This is a genomic window from Aeromonas sp. S12(2024) (assembly GCF_041402305.1).
Taxonomy (GTDB): domain Bacteria; phylum Pseudomonadota; class Gammaproteobacteria; order Enterobacterales; family Aeromonadaceae; genus Aeromonas; species Aeromonas veronii.
The window spans coordinates 264,181-280,783 of the sequence record NZ_JBGLRB010000002.1 but is presented as its reverse complement, the minus strand read 5'-3'; the positions used below and the strand labels follow the sequence as shown (position 1 = coordinate 280,783).

Genomic DNA, 16,603 nt, shown 5'->3' with positions numbered 1-16,603 from the left:
TGTCCTTGTCGATGAAGCTGCCGCCATGATGACAGGCTTGAATGACGCCAACCTGTGGCTGGCTCACAAAGCCGAAACCGGCATGGTGCAAATCGGGTGGCAGGCAACACACCCTTGATGCGACCACCGGTTAGCCCAGCGACAAACCGGGATCGGCCAGCAGGCGGCGCGCGATGATGAGTCGCATCACCTCGTTGGTGCCCTCCAGAATGCGGTGTACCCGTGTATCGCGCAGATAGCGCTCGAGCGGATACTCGCGGATATAACCATAGCCGCCAAAGAGTTGCAGAGCCTCATCGCAGACTCGATAACCCACATCGGTGGCAAACCGTTTGGCCATGGCGCACCAGGCACTCTTGTCCGGTGCCCCGCGATCCAGCTTGTCAGCGGCCTGACGCACCAGCAAACGGGCGGCAGCCAGCTCGGTCGCCATATCGGCCAGGCGAAACTGCACGCTCTGGAATTCGCTGATCGGGTGACCAAATTGCTGGCGCTGCTGCACATAGACCAGCGCATCGTCCAGCGCCTGCTGGGCGGTGCCCACTGAACAGGTGGCAATATTGATGCGCCCCCCATCGAGGGCCTGCATGGCGAACTTGAATCCTTCCCCCTCTTCGCCCAACCGATAACAGGCAGGAATGCGAACCCCGTTGAAAACAACCTCCCGGGTCGGCTGGCTGTTCCAGCCCATCTTCTCTTCTGCCTTGCCATAGCTCACGCCGGGGGCATTAGCCGGCACCATAAAGGCAGAGATCCCCTTCGCACCTTCACCACCGGTACGGGCCATCACCACCAGCACGTCAGTGCTGCCCGCTCCCGAGATAAAGACCTTGGTTCCCTCGATGAGGTAGCTATCACCCTCGCGAGTGGCTCGGGTCATGAGTGCCGCAGCATCGGAACCCGCCCCCGGCTCGGTGAGACAATAGGAGCCCAGCAACTCGCCGCTGGCCAGTTTGGGCACCCACTCTTTGGCAACCTCGGTGGGTAACCAGCTTCCCAGCATCAAGCTCACCATGTTGTGGATAGTCAGATACGCCGTGGTCGAGGTACAGCCCATGGCGAGGCGTTCGAAGATGAGGCTCGCATCGAGGCGCGGCAGCCCCAATCCGCCAAACTGCTCCGGGGTATAGAGACCACAAAAACCTAGCCCGGCCGCCAGCTTGATGGTCGGGATCGGAAAATCATGCTCCTTGTCCCAGCGCGCGGCATGGGGTTTGAGCGCCTCATCGGCAAAGGCGGCGGCCGCCTCCACATACGCCTGTTGATCATCGGTCAGGGTAAAATCCATCTTGTCGTTCACTCCCTTGTTGCCCCGCGCATATTTTCCCGCATTAGTGCTTTATGACGCGGCGCCCACACGCTGCGTCAGTCGGATCTGCCACTATGGCGCTGTTGTCGTGGTAGCTGCTGACTCTTTCACTACCACCGCTTTATCGACACACAACAGATTAACAATTGATTTACGTTTACGCTAACGTAAACTTGTGGCAGAAGTGAAGTACAAAAATGGACCGACCACTGCCAGCCATAACGCAGAGTCAGCCGGTCGAACCAACCTTCCTACCCGACTGTCATATCCGCAAGGAGAGCATGGATGCAGATGGATGAGACTCTGAATGCCCTGACCGAACAGGTTGCGGCTTTCTGCCAGAAAGTGATCGCCCCACGCGCCAGCGAGATCGATCAGAGCAATGCCTTCCCCCGCGATCTCTGGCCCCGGATGGGTGAGCTGGGGCTGCACGGCATCACGGTGACCGAGGAGTATGACGGGGTGAACCTCGGCTATCTCGCCCATGTGCTGGTGATGGAACAGGTGAGCCGCGCCAGCGCCTCGGTCGGCCTCTCCTACGGCGCCCACTCCAATCTCTGTATCAATCAGATCCACCGCCACGGCACGGCGGAGCAAAAAGCACGCTATCTCCCCCCGCTGGTGAGCGGCGAGCATGTGGGGGCGCTGGCCATGAGCGAACCGGGAGCCGGGTCCGATGTGGTCAGCATGCGCCTCACCGCGGAGCGCGAGGGCGATCACTTCGTGCTGAACGGCAACAAGATGTGGATCACCAACGGACCCGATGCCGACACCTTCGTCATCTATGCCAAGACAGATACCAGTGCGGGCCCCAAAGGGATTTCTGCCTTTATCGTTGAAGCCGGCACTCCCGGTTTTTCTACCGCCCAGAAGCTCGACAAGCTGGGGATGCGCGGCTCCAGCACCTGCGAGCTGGTGTTCGACAACTGCCGAGTGCCGCAGGAAAACCTGCTGGGCACCCTGCACGGCGGGGTCAAGGTGCTGATGAGCGGGCTGGATTACGAGCGGGTGGTGCTGGCTGCGGGCCCCCTTGGCATCATGCAGGCCTGCATGGACGTGGTGCTGCCCTATGTGCGCGAGCGCAAGCAGTTCGGCCAGGCCATCGGCGAGTTCCAGCTGGTACAGGGCAAGCTCGCCGACATGTATACCCGCCTCGCCAGTAGCCGGGCGCTGGTCTATTCGGTGGCGAGCGCCTGCGATCAGGGCCGCACCAGCCGTAAAGATTGCGCCGCCGCTATCCTGTTTGCCGCCGAAAATGCCACCCAGATGGCCCTCGATGCCATCCAGCTGCTGGGCGGCAACGGCTACATCAACGAATACCCCACCGGCCGTCTACTGCGGGACGCCAAACTCTACGAGATCGGAGCCGGCACCTCGGAGATCCGCCGCTGGCTCATCGGCCGCGAGCTGATGGGAGAAAATGCATGAGTCGTATCCACTCCCGCCTCGACACGGCGAGCCCGGAATATGCGGCCAATCGGGCCGCCATGCAGGGGCTGGTCGACGATCTCCACGCCCGCATTGCCGAGATCGCGCTAGGGGGCGGCGCGGCCAACAACGCCCGCCATCAGGCCCGTGGCAAGCTGCTGCCCCGCGAGCGCATCAATCAGCTGCTGGACCCGGGCTCCCCCTTTCTCGAACTGTCGGCGCTGGCTGGCTGGCAGGTCTATGACGAGCCGGTGCCCGCCGCCGGCATCATCACCGGCATCGGCCGGGTTTCAGGCCGGCTCTGCATGCTGGTGGTGAATGACGCCACCGTGAAGGGCGGCACCTACTACCCGCTCACGGTGAAAAAGCACCTGCGCGCCCAGGCCATCGCCGAGCGGCTGCGCCTTCCCTGCCTCTATCTGGTGGATTCCGGCGGCGCCTTTCTGCCGATGCAGGATGAGGTGTTCCCCGACCGGGATCACTTTGGTCGCATCTTCTACAACCAGGCCCGCATGTCGGCCCAGAATATCCCCCAGCTGGCGGTGGTGATGGGGCTCTGCACCGCAGGCGGCGCCTACGTGCCCGCCATGGCGGACGAGTCGATCATGGTCAGGGAGCAAGCCACCATCTTTCTGGCGGGTCCGCCGCTGGTCAAGGCCGCCACCGGCGAGGAGATCAGCGCCGAGGCCTTGGGCGGCGCCGAGGTACACTGCGCCCACTCGGGAGTTGCTGATCATATGGCCCGTGACGATGCCCATGCGCTGGCCATCGCCCGCACGCTGGTTACTCATCTGGGTAACGAGCCGATAGAGAGCAGCCCCGGCTACGAGCCCCCCTGCTACCCGATCGAGGAGCTCTACGGTCTGGTGGGCACCAGTCTCAAACGCCCTTACGACGCCCGTGAACTGATTGCACGACTGGTGGATAGCTCTGACTTTGACGAATTCAAGGCGCTGTTCGGAACCACTTTGGTGACCGGCTTTGCCCGTATTTGCGGCATGGAGGTGGGGATCCTCGCCAACAACGGCGTGCTGCACAGCGACAGCGCCCAGAAGGGGGCCCACTTTATCCAGCTCTGTAATCGGCGTGCCATCCCGCTGCTCTTTTTGCAGAACATCACCGGTTTTATGGTGGGGAGTAGCGCAGAAAAAGAGGGGATCGCCAAGCACGGCGCCAAGCTGGTCACAGCAGTGGCCTGCAGCCGGGTGCCCAAGATCACCCTGATCGTCGGCGGCAGCTTTGGTGCCGGCAACTACGGCATGTGCGGCCGCGCCTATGAACCCGATTTTCTCTTTAGCTGGCCCAACAGCCGCATCTCCGTCATGGGGGGCGAGCAGGCGGCCGGGGTGCTGGTGCAGGTGCGTCGGGACAAGCTGGCTGCCGAGGGCAAAGATTTGAGCGAGCAGGAAGCGGCTGCCATCCGTGCCCCGGTGATCGAACAGTATGAGCGCCAGGGTCACCCCTACTACGCCAGCGCCCGCCTGTGGGATGACGGCGTCATTGACCCGGCCCAGAGCCGCACCGTGCTGGCACTGGCGCTCGCCGCATGTCAGGGTGCCCGCATTGAACCCGAGCAGTACGGTATCTTCCGGATGTAAGGAGCAAAACGATGTCAGATCCACTTACTTCCTCAGCACTTGGCTCTTCAACACAGGGCCCGTTTCGGCTGGAGCGGCATGGCCCGCTGGCCGAACTGGTGCTGTCGCGCCCGGCCCACCACAACGCCTTTGATGCCGACCTGATGCTGGGGCTGCTCGACTGCCTCGATGATCTGGCCCATCTCCATGGTCATGATCTTGCCGAACGCCCCCACGCCCTGCTGCTGCGGGCCGAAGGCAAACACTTTTGCGCGGGCGCCGATCTCAACTGGATGCGCAATCTGGCCCACGCCGATTTTGAGCACAATCGCGAAGACGCCCGGGTACTGGCCAGGCTGATGCAGACCCTCGACGAGCTCCCCTTCCCCACGGTGGCGCTGGTGCAAGGGGCCGCCTACGGCGGGGCGCTGGGGCTCATCTGCGCCTGCGATCTGGTGCTGGCCAGCGATGATGCGCGCTTCTGCCTCTCAGAGGTAAGCCTCGGGCTAGTGCCTGCGGTTATAAGCCCCTACGTGGTACGCGCCATGGGAATGCGTCAGGCACGCCGCTACATGCTCAGTGCCGAGCCGTTCGATGCCATCACCGCCTGTCGGCTCAATGTGGCGCATCAACTCTGCAAACCGGATCAACTGCCTGCGGAGGGACGGGCGCAGGCCCTTCGTCTGTGCCGCAACGGGCCGGAAGCGATGAAAGAGACCAAACGGCTGCTGGCGGCGATAGAGGCCCATCCTTCCCGCCTGCACGAAGAGAAAACTGTCGAGACCATTGCCCGGGTTCGGGTGGGGCTTGAAGCCCAGGAGGGGATGCAGGCCTTCTTTGACAAACGCCCTCCCGCCTGGCGTCCCCGTTTCAAGGATGAGACATGACCCATCACACTCAGATTAAACGCCTGCTGATTGCCAATCGCGGCGAAATCGCCGTGCGCATCATCAAGACGGCGAAACGCCTCGGCATTCACACCATCGCCCTCTACTCCGATGCCGACGCCCATGCCATGCACACCCGTCTGGCCGATGAGGCCTGGCATCTGGGGCCCGCACCGGCCAGAGAGAGCTATCTCGACACCGGCAAGGTGCTGAAGATTGCCAAAGAGGCGCGCGCCGATGCCATCCATCCCGGTTACGGCTTTCTGTCGGAAAACAGCGATTTTGCCACCGCCTGCGAACAGCGCGGCCTGCGCTTTGTCGGCCCAAGCGGCGCCGCCATTCTCGCCATGGGCGACAAATCGGGCGCCAAGGCGCTGATGCAGGCTGCCGGCGTACCTGTGCTGCCTGGCTATCACGGCACGGATCAGCGGCCGGACTTTTTGCGCGATCAGGCGAGCCAGATTGGCTTCCCGCTACTTATCAAGGCAGCCAGTGGCGGCGGTGGCAAGGGGATGCGCCAGGTCGATCAGCTGGCTGACTTTGACGAGTCGCTGGCGGCAGTCAAACGGGAAGCCAAGGCCGCCTTTGGCGACGATCTGGTGCTGCTGGAGCGCTATCTACCCCGGGCTCGCCACGTGGAGGTGCAGGTCTTTGCCGATAGCCTCGGCAACGCCATCTATCTGGGGGACAGGGACTGCTCCTTGCAGCGACGCCATCAGAAAGTTATCGAAGAGGCGCCCGCCCCCGACATCCCTCCGGCTTTGCGTCGCGCCATGGGGGATGCGGCCGTGGCCGCAGCCAAAGCCATCCATTATCAGGGGGCTGGCACCATCGAGTTCCTGCTCTGCAAGGATGCGTTCTTCTTTATGGAGATGAACACCCGGCTGCAGGTGGAGCATCCGGTCACCGAAGCGGTGACCGGGCAGGATCTGGTGGCCTGGCAACTGGCCGTGGCAGAAGGCAAGCCGCTACCACTCACCCAGGAGGAAGTGGTGCTGCGCGGCCATGCAGTGGAGGCGCGCCTCTACGCCGAGGATGTGGCGGCCGGTTTTCTGCCCGCCAGCGGGCCTATCCACTGGCTCCACTGGCCCGTTGGCGTGCGCATCGACACCGGCGTTACCGCTGGCGATGAGGTGAGTCCCTATTACGATCCCATGATCGCCAAGCTGATCGCCCACGGCCAGAACCGCGCCGAGGCGTTCGCCAAACTGGCAGATGCGCTGGCGGCACTGGATCTCGGGCCGCTGGTGCACAACGGCCCGCTCTTGCTGCGCCTTTGTGAAGAGCCTGACGTCCTGGCCATGGGCCACCATACCCAGTGGCCCATTCCCACCACAGCACAGCCCATTCCTGAGCTCGCCTGGCCGCTGGCCACCCTCTGGCTGGCGAGCCGTCCTGCGGGCACCTGCCCCTGGCAGCAAGCCTGCGGATTTCGGCTGGGGCCGGATCGCTGCTGGACAGCGGCGGTGCGCATCGGTGATGAGCACCGGGTATTGACCCTTAACGATCATGGCGGCCAGTTTGAGTGGCAAGGGGAGACTCATTGCTACCAGAGAGGTGACGATCATATCCGGCTGCAGCAGGGTGGCTGCTGGCAACAGATCCCCATTCAGAGGGCCACAGGCTCGGAGGCAGCCTTCATCATGACCCTGGGGGGCCAGCGCATCCGCTTCGCGGCCGATGATCGGCAGCACAGCCACCATCATGATCAGACAAATGAGAAGGCGCAGGGCGCCATCGCTCCCATGCACGGCATAGTGGTAGCCGTGATGATCGAACCTGGCCAAACGGTCAGCAAGGGGCAACCCCTGCTGGTGCTGGAGGCGATGAAGATGGAACACCAGTTGCGTGCAGAGCGGGACGGGGTAATTGAAGCCCTGCAGTGCAAACAGGGCGAGCAGGTAAGCCAGGGAACCGTGCTGGTGCGCTTTGCCGAAGAGACTGCTTCACAGGAGGAACACCCATGAACCGATCACAGGACGTCCGTGACGACAGGGTCAGTCTGGTGGAGATGGGGCCACGAGATGGCCTGCAAAATGAAGCTGCGCCCCTCTCCTTGGTACAGCGGTTGGAGCTGATCCAGCGCCTTACCGACAGCGGCCTGCAACGCATCGAGGTGGGTGCCTTTGTCTCTGCCAAAAAAGTGCCGCAGATGGCGGACTCCGCAGCGCTGTTCGAGGCACTGCCGCGCAAGGGCTCAACCCGTTACGGCGCTCTGGTGCCCAATCTGCAAGGCTTGCAGGCAGCCATTGCCGCCCGTGCCGATGAGATTGGCCTCTTCACCGCCTGCTCCGATGGTTTTACCCGCGCCAATATCGGCATCAGCGTGGAGGAGTCGCTGGTGCGCTTCGCCCCGCTGGTGCAGGAGGCGCGCCGACTCGGCATCAAGGTGCGCGGCTACCTCTCCACCGTCATCGCCTGCCCGTTCGATGGCCCGACCCGTCCGAAACGAGTCGCTGCCATGGCCGAGCAGTTGCTGGATCTCGGCTGCCACGAAATTTCGCTGGGGGACACCATAGGCGTCGGCACCCCGGGCACGGTGGCGCCCATGCTGGATGCGGTGCTGCACGAGATCCCGGCGGGGCGACTCGCGGTCCATTTTCACGACACCTACGGCCAGGGGTTGGCCAACCTGCTACCCGCGCTGGAGCGCGGCATTCGCACCATCGACTGCTCGGTGGCGGGGCTTGGCGGCTGCCCCTATGCGCCGGGCGCCTCCGGCAATGTGGCGTCAGAAGAGGTGGTCTACCTGCTGCACGGCCTTGGCATGACGACAGGGGTGGATCTCGACAAACTGGCGGCCACCGGCCAGTGGGTGAGCGAGCAGCTCGCTCGCCCCAACGGCTCGCGGGTCGGTCAGGCCCTGCACGCCAATGCCGAGCGGCTGCGTGCGCGCCTCTGCCAGCCACACGCCCAGCAACAGGAGTCATGATCATGTCCCGTCCCCTGCCCGGCAAGGAGATCACCTACAGCATTTCGGAGCTGGCCCACGAGTTCGATGTCACGCCGCGCACCATCCGCTACTACGAGGATGAGGGGCTGCTCACCCCGCTGCGGGAGGGGCAAACCCGCATCTACAGCCATCGGGACAAGATCCGGCTCAAGTTGACCCTGCGCGGCAAACGGCTGGGGTTTAGCCTGGCCGAGATCCGCGAGCTGTTCGATATGTACGACACTGACAAATCGAGCAAAACCCAGCTCCACTCCATGATCCAGCTAATCGAGGCAAAACGCGGCGCCCTGCGCCAGCAACTGGAGGATATCCAGATGGTGATGGCCGAGCTGGAAGCCGCCGAACAGCGCTGTGTTAATTCCCTTAACAGCTTGAAAACTGGCGCAGATTAACCGAATCTGGGAGGAAGCTATTGCCCTGGGGATCCCATGAGATATTGGTGCTGGTTTTTGCTCTTGTTCAGCCTCTCTGGCTGGAGCCATCCCCTCATCAAGGTTGGTGGATACCCCTATGCCCCCTTTGTGGTCAAACTCTCCGATTCCCGCTATGAAGGGCTGACGCTGGACCTCATCGCCAAGCTCAACGAGATCCAACAAGAGGTAAGATTCGTGTTTGTTCCCACCTCGGCCGCCAACCGTTACAAGGCGCTCGATCTGGGCCGTTTCTCGCTGATGCTGTTTGAAGACACCAAGTGGGGCTGGGACACAGATAAACTCAAGATGACAGCCCCCTTCCTCGGTGGTGGCGAGGTCTATGTGGCCCTGAACAAAGCGGGCCGGGATCAGCGCTTTTTTGACGATCCTGCCAGCCATCACCTCATCGGGGTGACCGGCTATCACTACGGCGTCGGCCAGTTCAATGCCGATCCCCTCTACCTGCAGCGCAAGCTCAATATCACCCTGGTCAAAGACAACGTCAGCGCCCTGCAAGCGCTACTCAAAGGGCGCGGCGAGGTAGCCATTCTCAACGTTTCGTACCTTAACCAGTATCTGCAGGCCAATCCCGACACAGCCGACCAGCTGCTGATCTCGCAAAAATGGGATCAACAGTATCAACACCGCGCCATCCTTCACCCTGAGGCCCCCATTACCCCTGCCCAGCTGGAACAGTGGCTGGCAGCGCTGCAACAAAAGGGTGAACTTGATCGCCTTTGGACAAAGTACGGCGTACAACAGCACGCAACCCCATGATTACTATCCAGCTTTTCTGTACCATGGCGGGAACCAAATGGGAGTGCACCAAATGAACACCACCGAGCCCGCGTCCCCCAAGCTCCGCTTGCTGCGCTACCTTGCCTACGCTTTCTTGCTGTTTCTTATCCTGATCACTCTGCTGCTGTGGCAAACCCCCCGTCTGATCCAGCGCTATCTGCCCGGCTGGCTGGCCGAGCACTACGGCCTGCAACTGACGCTGGGGGAGATTGACGTAGGGCTGCGCAACCCTTCTCTCACCCTCGGCGCGACGGCCCTGCTCGATGCCAAGCAGCAGCCCATCATCGGTTTTGAGCAGCTCTTTATCACCCCAAACCTGCAAGCCAGCTGGCAGCAGAAAGGGGTCGTGCTTTCCGCCGTCACCCTGACCAAACCCGTGGTGCTGCTGCAACGGCTGACAGACAAAAAAGGGGATGTTCGACTCAATCTGACCGATGCACTGGCGACCCTGCTCGCCCCTGCGCCCTCCCCCGAGCCCGAAACAGCCAGCGCCCCGCTATTGGTCGATATTGCCATCATCGCAGTCACTGACGGCCATGTGCGCTATCAGGATCAACGCAAGGAGAGCGAACCCGGCTGGTTGCCGCCTCTCAATCTGGAAAAAGTGACCCTCAAGCTCGATAACCTCCGCACCGAGGCAAACCATCCGACCGCCTATCAGCTGAACGCCGCCATCAACGGCAAAAGCAGCCTCGCTGCCCACGGCAAACTCGATGTGATGAGCGGCATGGGTCAGGGCAAAGCGAGCCTCAAACAGGTCGACCTGAAACCCTTCGCCCCGCTCTGGGCACCCTATCTCAAGCTGGATCTGGCCAAAGGCCACGCCAATGCAGAGGTGGAGTACCAGCTTAAAGAGGGCAAGCAAGGAGTGCTGTGGCAATTGTCCAAAGGCAAGCTGACCCTGGACAACTGGCAGCTTAAAAAACACAAGGGCGACGAATTTGCCCGCTTCGGCCAGCTGGCCCTGAGCGATCTGGCTGTCGATGGCCAGAAACAGTCGCTCCAGATCGGCAAGATCACTCTGCAACAACCCCTGCTCAAGGCCACCCTCAACCCACAGCAGGAACTGGATCTGGCTGACTTGCTGATTGAACAGGTTCCCGCCAAGCCCGTCAAAGAAGCCAACACCGCAAACGAGGTGGCCAACAATGCGGCGCCCAAGTCGGCACAACAAGCAAAGACAGCCGGTAACGGCAAGAAACACGGGGCAGACAAACCCTGGCAGTGGCAGATCAAGCAGATCGTTATCGACAAGGGCGATCTCACTCTCACCGAATCGAGCAGCGGCAAACCGCAGGCACGCCAGCTCTCCGGCCTCAAGCTGGCGCTGGGGCCACTGGGCAGCAAGGGGGAGCAACCGAGCAAACTGACTCTGGCCACCCATTTCAACCAGAGCAGCCCCCTCGCCTTTGATGGCCAACTGACCCTGACTCCTTTCACCTTAAGCGGCGACATCAACCAGCAGGGGCTGCCCCTCACGCTGGCACAGCCCTATCTGGCCGATCTGGTGCGTATCAAGGTGCAAAACGGGCTGCTGAGCAGCAAGACCCGCCTTGATCTCGCCACCACCGCCCAGGGAGATCTGAGCAAGCTGACCCTGCAGGGGGGGCTCGATGTCAACGGGCTCAAGGTGGTCGATCGGGCAGACAATCAGCGGCTGCTGGAGTTCAACACCCTGGCTCTCACCGGTCTGACGTACGACGGCATCAACCAGCAGATGCGGATCAAGGACATTGCTCTGAACAAGCCCTTCGCCCGCATCGAGATCAACGAAGATGGCACCACCAACCTGCAACAGCTGCTGTTGCCGCAACCGGCGGCAGCAAAAAGTACTGAAGCAAAGGCAGGCAGCAAGGCTCCCGACTTTCGTTTCACCATCGACCAGCTGCGCACCGAGCAGGGCAACCTGCGCTTTGCCGATCGCAGCCTGAGCCAAGATTTTGTGGCCGATATCGCCTCGCTGGGCGGCCAGAGCCGCCATATCAGCAATATTCCGGGGCAACGCTCCGATCTCGCCTTCAACGGCAAGGTGGATCGCTATGCGCCAGTGACCATTCGCGGCGGTACCAACCTGCTGGTCGCCAACCCTATCCTCGACATCGCGGTCGCTTTCCACAATCTGGAGCTCACCACCTTTACCCCCTACTCGGGCACCTATGCCGGTTATGCCATTGACAAGGGGCAGCTCTCCATGAAGCTGCACTACAAGCTGGAGGGCAACCGGCTGGAGGGGGATAACGACATCACCATCAAGAAGCTGCAACTGGGCGAGAAGATCAAGAGCGATCAGGCCAAGGATCTGCCGCTGGGGCTGGCCATCGCCCTGCTAAGCGATGCCAACGGTGTGATCCAGATGAACCTCAAGGTAAAGGGAGATCTTGATCAACCGGACTTCAGCATCGGCAATATCTTCTGGGATGTGCTGGGCAACACACTGAGCAAGGCGATCACCTCCCCCTTCTCCCTGCTCGCCTCGCTGGCCGATGGCACCGAAGATCTCGACGAACTTCCTTTCCTGCCGGGGGATCCCGATCTCACCCCCACCCAGCAGGAGAAACTGGTCAAGCTGGCGCAGGCCCTCAAGGATAGACCCAAGCTCAGCATGAACATTCGCGGCAAGGTCAACTTCAACGAGGAGCGCACCATCCTGCAACGGCAAAAGCTGGAACGGGTACTGGCCAAGCTCACCGGCAATCAGGCGGATCTCGACCTGCTGGAACAGGACCCCGCCCTGCAAGAGGCGCTGGCCCAAGCCTATGAAGAGCGCTTTGGCGAAGATCTGGATGATCTGGCCGATCGCCTCCATCTGGATGAAGAGAGCGCAGCACTGCGGGCCCAGGCGGTGATCCTGCTGCGGGATCAGCAGCTCATCACCGCCAAATCCCTGCGCAATCTCGCCATGCGCCGGGCGCAAAATACCAAAGAGTTTCTGGTCGACAGCCAGGGAATCGCCCCGGAGAGGCTGTTCGTGCTCGACAGCCAGGTCAAGGAAGAGGACAAGGAAGCCAAAGTGATCCTGACACTGGATCAGTAAGGCCGCCGCACTGCGCAAAAGCGTAAGAAAAATACAACCCCTCAACTATTTTGACACCTTTTGCTCACCAAACAGCCTGTCTTGGTGAGCATTTGGCCGCTGATGCAAATAATCACGTAGTTTTTTTACGATTTATCCCCCTTGCCCCCTTGCGGGCGCGCCACAGCCTGCCTAAAATCGCGCGTCTTTTGTTAACCCCCACCTCTATTTTTGGAGAACGCCACGTGAGCGAAAAATTGGCCAACCCTGCCCCTCTGGGTCTGATGGGTTTCGGTATGACCACCATCCTGCTGAACATCCATAACGCAGGTTTCTTCCCCATCAGCGCCATGATCCTGGCCATGGGCCTGTGCTACGGCGGCATCGCCCAGATCATCGCTGGCATCATGGAGTACAAGCGTGGCAACACCTTCGGTGTGACCGCGTTCACCTCCTACGGCCTGTTCTGGCTGAGCCTGGTGTTCCTGCTGATCATGCCGACCATGGGTCTGGCCGAAGCCACTCCGCACGCCTACATGGGTTGGTATCTGCTGATGTGGGGCATGTTCACCCTGTTCATGCTGGTTGGCACCATCAACTACCCGCGCGCCAAGCAGTTCGTGTTCGCCTCCCTGACCGTGCTGTTCTTCCTGCTGGCCGCCCGTGACTTCACCGGCAGCACCCTGATCGGCACCATCGCCGGTTTCGAAGGCATCATCTGTGGCGCCAGCGCCATCTACCTGGCCATGGCCACCGTGATCAACGAGCAATTCGGCCGCACCGTGATGCCGATCGGCGATCACAAGAAAGCCGCCGCCGTACAGCTGAAAGCCGCTGCCTGATAGGCAAGCCACTCAGATTGTGAAAAAGGCACCCTCGGGTGCCTTTTTGCTATCTTGAATAACCGTTTAACAGCTCGGTTATCAGCTAAGTGACCCGGCGTCCGCTTCTCCCGCCAGCAAGCGGGTCGCGGGAAAACGCTGCGCGGGATCCTGGCTAAAGAACTGGCTCAGTTGCCGGTATACCGCGGGATAGACCTGCTGCAGCCGAAGCGGATCGGTAAAGAAACACTCGCAGCTGACGGCAAAAAACTCGGCGGGATGTTCAGCAGCATAGGGATCGATATCGGTCACTTCGTCCCGATCAAGCTGCTGGCACAGCTCATCGAAGGCAGCCTGAAAGGCCTGCTGCCACAGCTGGCTGCTCATCGGCCCCGGCAACGGCGGCGCACCGTCCGCCTCACCGCCCAGCATATCGAGCTTGTGAGCCAGCTCGTGGATCACCAGATTAAAGCCGTCCCAGTCGCCATCTTGCTGCAGTTCGCTCCAGGCCAGCACCAGCGGCCCTTGCGGCCAGGATTCGCCAGCGTTCTCCTCTTCAAACTCGCTCACCAGCCCGAACTCATCCTGCACCTCCTGACGCCGGGTGACGGGCTCGGGAATAATGATGATTTCGTGAAAGCCGCGATACCAGTCGATACCGAGATGAAGAATGGGCAACGCCGCCTGCAGCGCCAGCACCGCCTGTTGGCGTGGGCTGAGCTCTACCCCGATCAGGGTCAGGGTCTTGCGCTTGAGCAGCTGTTGCCCTAACCCGATCAGCGTTGTCTGCTCGGCCTCGCTGAGCCCTTGCAAGATGGGCACAGCCGCCAGCGCCTGACGCCACAGCGCTAACTCATCCTCACTCATGGGCGTTTGCGGGCGACCACCCAGCCATTTGAACCATCCCAGCACGCCTACTCCTTCTTGTGATGCAAAAAACAGGTTACAACAGTTTGACGAACCGTTTCGGCCGCTCCTGATAATCCTGCGCCAGATAAAAACGGTGGGCCGCCTCGCGCTTGAGACTGCTGGATAGCTCCAGCTGGGCGCAACCTGCGGCCCGCGCCATCGCTTCGGCGCCCTTGAGCAGGGCTGCGCCCACTCCCGCCCCTCTTGCCCCTTCATCGACAACCAGCGCCGAGATCAGGCCCCAAGCTGGTGCAACATGCAATGATGCCAGCTTGTGCCACACCAGCACGCCGACCACCTTGTCGCCCTGAGAGGCGAGCAGCACAAAGCTCGCGGGATCCGGCGCCAACAGGCGTGCCGTCACGTCAGCGCCTTCGGCAGGATACCCCAATTGGGTGAACAGGTGGGCGATGGCGCTCCCGTCGTCGGCCTCAGGGGGACGGATCGTCAACGTCTCAGGGTCATTTTTCATTGTTGGCCTCATGTTTGCTTTCCATAGTGTTACGCCCGTCACATTGTCTGGCGCAGATCAACAAGGAGGATCTCATCTTTACTCATAGAAAACGCTGCCTGCCATTATCCCCCCACCCTTGTCAATTCACAAATTTGCAACAAGACAACATTTTTCGCTGGGAAGCACCGATACAACTCGATATGTTACAAGCCATGCATGGCGCCTGTTTGCGCTCTGCTTAACCCCTCAACCTCGCGCTCATTTGTTAACTGGATTGTTAACAAACAGGGCCGAAAACAGTGACAGAGAGCGAGGCCAAGATCTCGCCAAGACAGCGCCACAAACACAACAAAGGAGTTGTTGTACATGAATGAAATCGTCAATGCCATCAATGGTGTAATCTGGAGCCCTGCGCTCATCTACCTGTGTCTGGGGGTCGGTCTTTACTTCTCCCTGCGTACCCGTTTTTTGCAACTGCGTCATATCAAAGAGATGGTGCGCCTGATGTTTGATGGCAAGAGCACCGATGCCGGTGTCTCCTCCTTCCAGGCGCTGGCCATGACCCTGGCCGGTCGCGTGGGTACCGGTAACATCGCCGGTGTGGCCACCGCCATCACCTTCGGTGGCCCGGGCGCCCTGTTCTGGATGTGGATGGTCGCTTTCCTCGGCGCCAGCTCCGCCTTCGTGGAGTCCACCCTGGGTCAGGTTTACAAAGAGAAGATCAACGGTGAATACCGCGGCGGCCCGGCCTTCTACATCGAGAAAGGGCTTGGCATGAAGTGGTACGCCTGGGCCTTCGCCATCGCCACCGTCTTCGCCTGCGGCGTGCTGCTGCCGGGCGTGCAGGCCAACTCCATCGGTTCAAGCCTGCAGACCGCCTTTAATATCGATCCGAACGTCACCGCCGCCGGTCTGGCGCTGCTGCTCGGCTTTATTATCTTCGGTGGCGTCAAGCGTATCGCCAGCTTCGCCAGTACCGTGGTGCCCTTTATGGCGCTGGGCTACATCATCGTGGCTTGCGTCATCATCGCCCTCAATATCGGCCAGCTGCCGGGCGTGATCCTGCTGATCTGGAAGAGCGCCTTCGGTCTGGATGCCGGTTTCGGTGCCATTCTGGGTCTGGCCATCATGTGGGGGGTAAAACGCGGGGTCTACTCCAACGAAGCGGGTCAGGGTACCGGACCGCACGCCTCCTCTGCGGCGGCAGTGAGTCACCCGGCCAAGCAGGGTCTGGTGCAGGCGTTCTCCGTCTATATCGACACCCTGTTCGTCTGCTCCGCCACCGGCTTTATGCTGCTGATCACCGGTCTCTATAACGTACAAGGGCCGGACGGCGCCGCCATCTACACGGGTATTGCCGGTATCGCAGCAGGTCCGGGCTATGTACAGACCGCCATGGAGAGCATGATGCCGGGCTTTGGCAGCATTTTCGTGGCCATCGCGTTGTTCTTCTTCGCGTTCACCACTATCGTTGCCTACTACTACATCGCCGAAACCAACATCGCCTACATCAACCGCAAGATAAATCGCCCCTGGCTCACCTTCTTGCTGAAGATTGCGCTGATGGCTGCCACTGTCTACGGCACCGTCAAGACGGCGGATCTGGCGTGGGGCATGGGTGATATCGGGGTCGGCCTGATGGCATGGCTCAACATCATCGCCATCCTGCTGCTGCAAAAAACCGCCTTCACCTGTCTGAAGGATTATGAAGCGCAGCAGGCACAAGGGATTGACCCCGTATTCCACCCGGAGAAGCTCGGCATCAAGAACGCCGATTACTGGGTGGGCAAACGCTCCGAAGAGAACCTGGAGCGGGAGAAATCGGGCCATCAGTTCGAGCCGGATCAGGATCGCAAGACCTCCTGAACCAGAACGACATAAGAAATCAATAAAAATGGCAGCCTCGGCTGCCATTTTTATTGATTTAATTTCAACAGTTTACATTAAAACCAAGGAGTTAAGTGCCACACAAGGGGACAATTTGGGACGTGAAAAGACACCAAAATTGGCAAAATGTGGACACTTTTTTCTGCCCATTCCC

The 16,603-nt window shown here is 60.8% G+C and carries 13 protein-coding genes; 10 read left to right on the top strand and 3 right to left on the bottom strand.

All coding sequences use genetic code 11. The annotated features are described in order from the left end of the window. Positions 1-130: 130 nt before the first annotated feature. Positions 131-1,288, bottom strand: a complete 1,158-nt coding sequence (locus ACB035_RS03160) for an acyl-CoA dehydrogenase family protein (protein ID WP_371166655.1) — start codon at positions 1,286-1,288, stop codon at positions 131-133. Positions 1,289-1,594: 306 nt separating this feature from the next. Here ACB035_RS03160 and ACB035_RS03155 point away from each other — a divergent pair, with 306 nt between their 5' ends. The 9 genes from ACB035_RS03155 to ACB035_RS03115 all read left to right on the top strand — a co-directional run bounded on the left by ACB035_RS03155 (position 1,595) and on the right by ACB035_RS03115 (position 13,220). Then, positions 1,595-2,737 (top strand): isovaleryl-CoA dehydrogenase, encoded by a 1,143-nt coding sequence (locus ACB035_RS03155; RefSeq protein ID WP_201906741.1) that lies wholly within the window; start codon positions 1,595-1,597, stop codon positions 2,735-2,737. Next, on the top strand, positions 2,734-4,335 hold the full coding sequence (locus tag ACB035_RS03150; RefSeq protein WP_371166654.1) for a carboxyl transferase domain-containing protein: 1,602 nt from the start codon (positions 2,734-2,736) through the stop codon (positions 4,333-4,335). The genes ACB035_RS03155 and ACB035_RS03150 overlap by 4 nt, the downstream gene beginning before the upstream one ends. An 11-nt stretch (positions 4,336-4,346) precedes the next feature. Continuing rightward, the gene (locus tag ACB035_RS03145) at positions 4,347-5,201 is read left to right on the top strand and encodes an enoyl-CoA hydratase-related protein (RefSeq protein ID WP_371166653.1); all 855 of its coding nucleotides are present in this window, start codon (positions 4,347-4,349) and stop codon (positions 5,199-5,201) included. Beyond that, positions 5,198-7,168: a biotin carboxylase N-terminal domain-containing protein gene (locus tag ACB035_RS03140; protein WP_371166652.1), complete on the top strand. Its 1,971-nt coding sequence runs from the start codon at positions 5,198-5,200 to the stop codon at positions 7,166-7,168. Before ACB035_RS03145 ends, ACB035_RS03140 begins: the two co-directional genes overlap by 4 nt. After that, positions 7,165-8,133: a hydroxymethylglutaryl-CoA lyase gene (locus tag ACB035_RS03135; protein WP_064337796.1), complete on the top strand. Its 969-nt coding sequence runs from the start codon at positions 7,165-7,167 to the stop codon at positions 8,131-8,133. The genes ACB035_RS03140 and ACB035_RS03135 overlap by 4 nt, the downstream gene beginning before the upstream one ends. Before the next feature lie 2 nt (positions 8,134-8,135). Continuing rightward, positions 8,136-8,546 carry a MerR family DNA-binding transcriptional regulator gene (locus tag ACB035_RS03130; RefSeq protein ID WP_371166651.1) on the top strand — a complete coding sequence of 137 codons (411 nt, stop codon included), beginning with the start codon at positions 8,136-8,138 and terminating at the stop codon, positions 8,544-8,546. A gap of 36 nt (positions 8,547-8,582) precedes the next feature. Further along, a complete protein-coding gene (locus tag ACB035_RS03125; protein WP_371166650.1) occupies positions 8,583-9,344 on the top strand; it encodes a substrate-binding periplasmic protein in 762 nt (253 codons plus the stop codon). A gap of 52 nt (positions 9,345-9,396) precedes the next feature. Next, positions 9,397-12,399: a DUF748 domain-containing protein gene (locus ACB035_RS03120; protein ID WP_371166649.1), complete on the top strand. Its 3,003-nt coding sequence runs from the start codon at positions 9,397-9,399 to the stop codon at positions 12,397-12,399. A 224-nt stretch (positions 12,400-12,623) separates the two neighbouring features. Then, a complete protein-coding gene (locus ACB035_RS03115) occupies positions 12,624-13,220 on the top strand; it encodes a GPR1/FUN34/YaaH family transporter (protein WP_005336948.1) in 597 nt (198 codons plus the stop codon). 81 nt (positions 13,221-13,301) lie between these two features. On the opposite strand, the gene ACB035_RS03110 is transcribed toward ACB035_RS03115, so the two are convergent. Then, complete coding sequence (locus ACB035_RS03110; RefSeq protein ID WP_371166706.1) at positions 13,302-14,066, bottom strand: zinc-dependent peptidase; 765 nt, start codon at positions 14,064-14,066, stop codon at positions 13,302-13,304. Between the two features lie 76 nt (positions 14,067-14,142). Next, on the bottom strand, positions 14,143-14,580 hold the full coding sequence (locus ACB035_RS03105; protein ID WP_371166648.1) for a GNAT family N-acetyltransferase: 438 nt from the start codon (positions 14,578-14,580) through the stop codon (positions 14,143-14,145). 348 nt (positions 14,581-14,928) lie between these two features. Between ACB035_RS03105 and ACB035_RS03100 the strand changes: the two genes are divergently transcribed. Next, positions 14,929-16,428: an alanine/glycine:cation symporter family protein gene (locus ACB035_RS03100; protein ID WP_371166647.1), complete on the top strand. Its 1,500-nt coding sequence runs from the start codon at positions 14,929-14,931 to the stop codon at positions 16,426-16,428. Positions 16,429-16,603 lie beyond the last annotated feature (175 nt).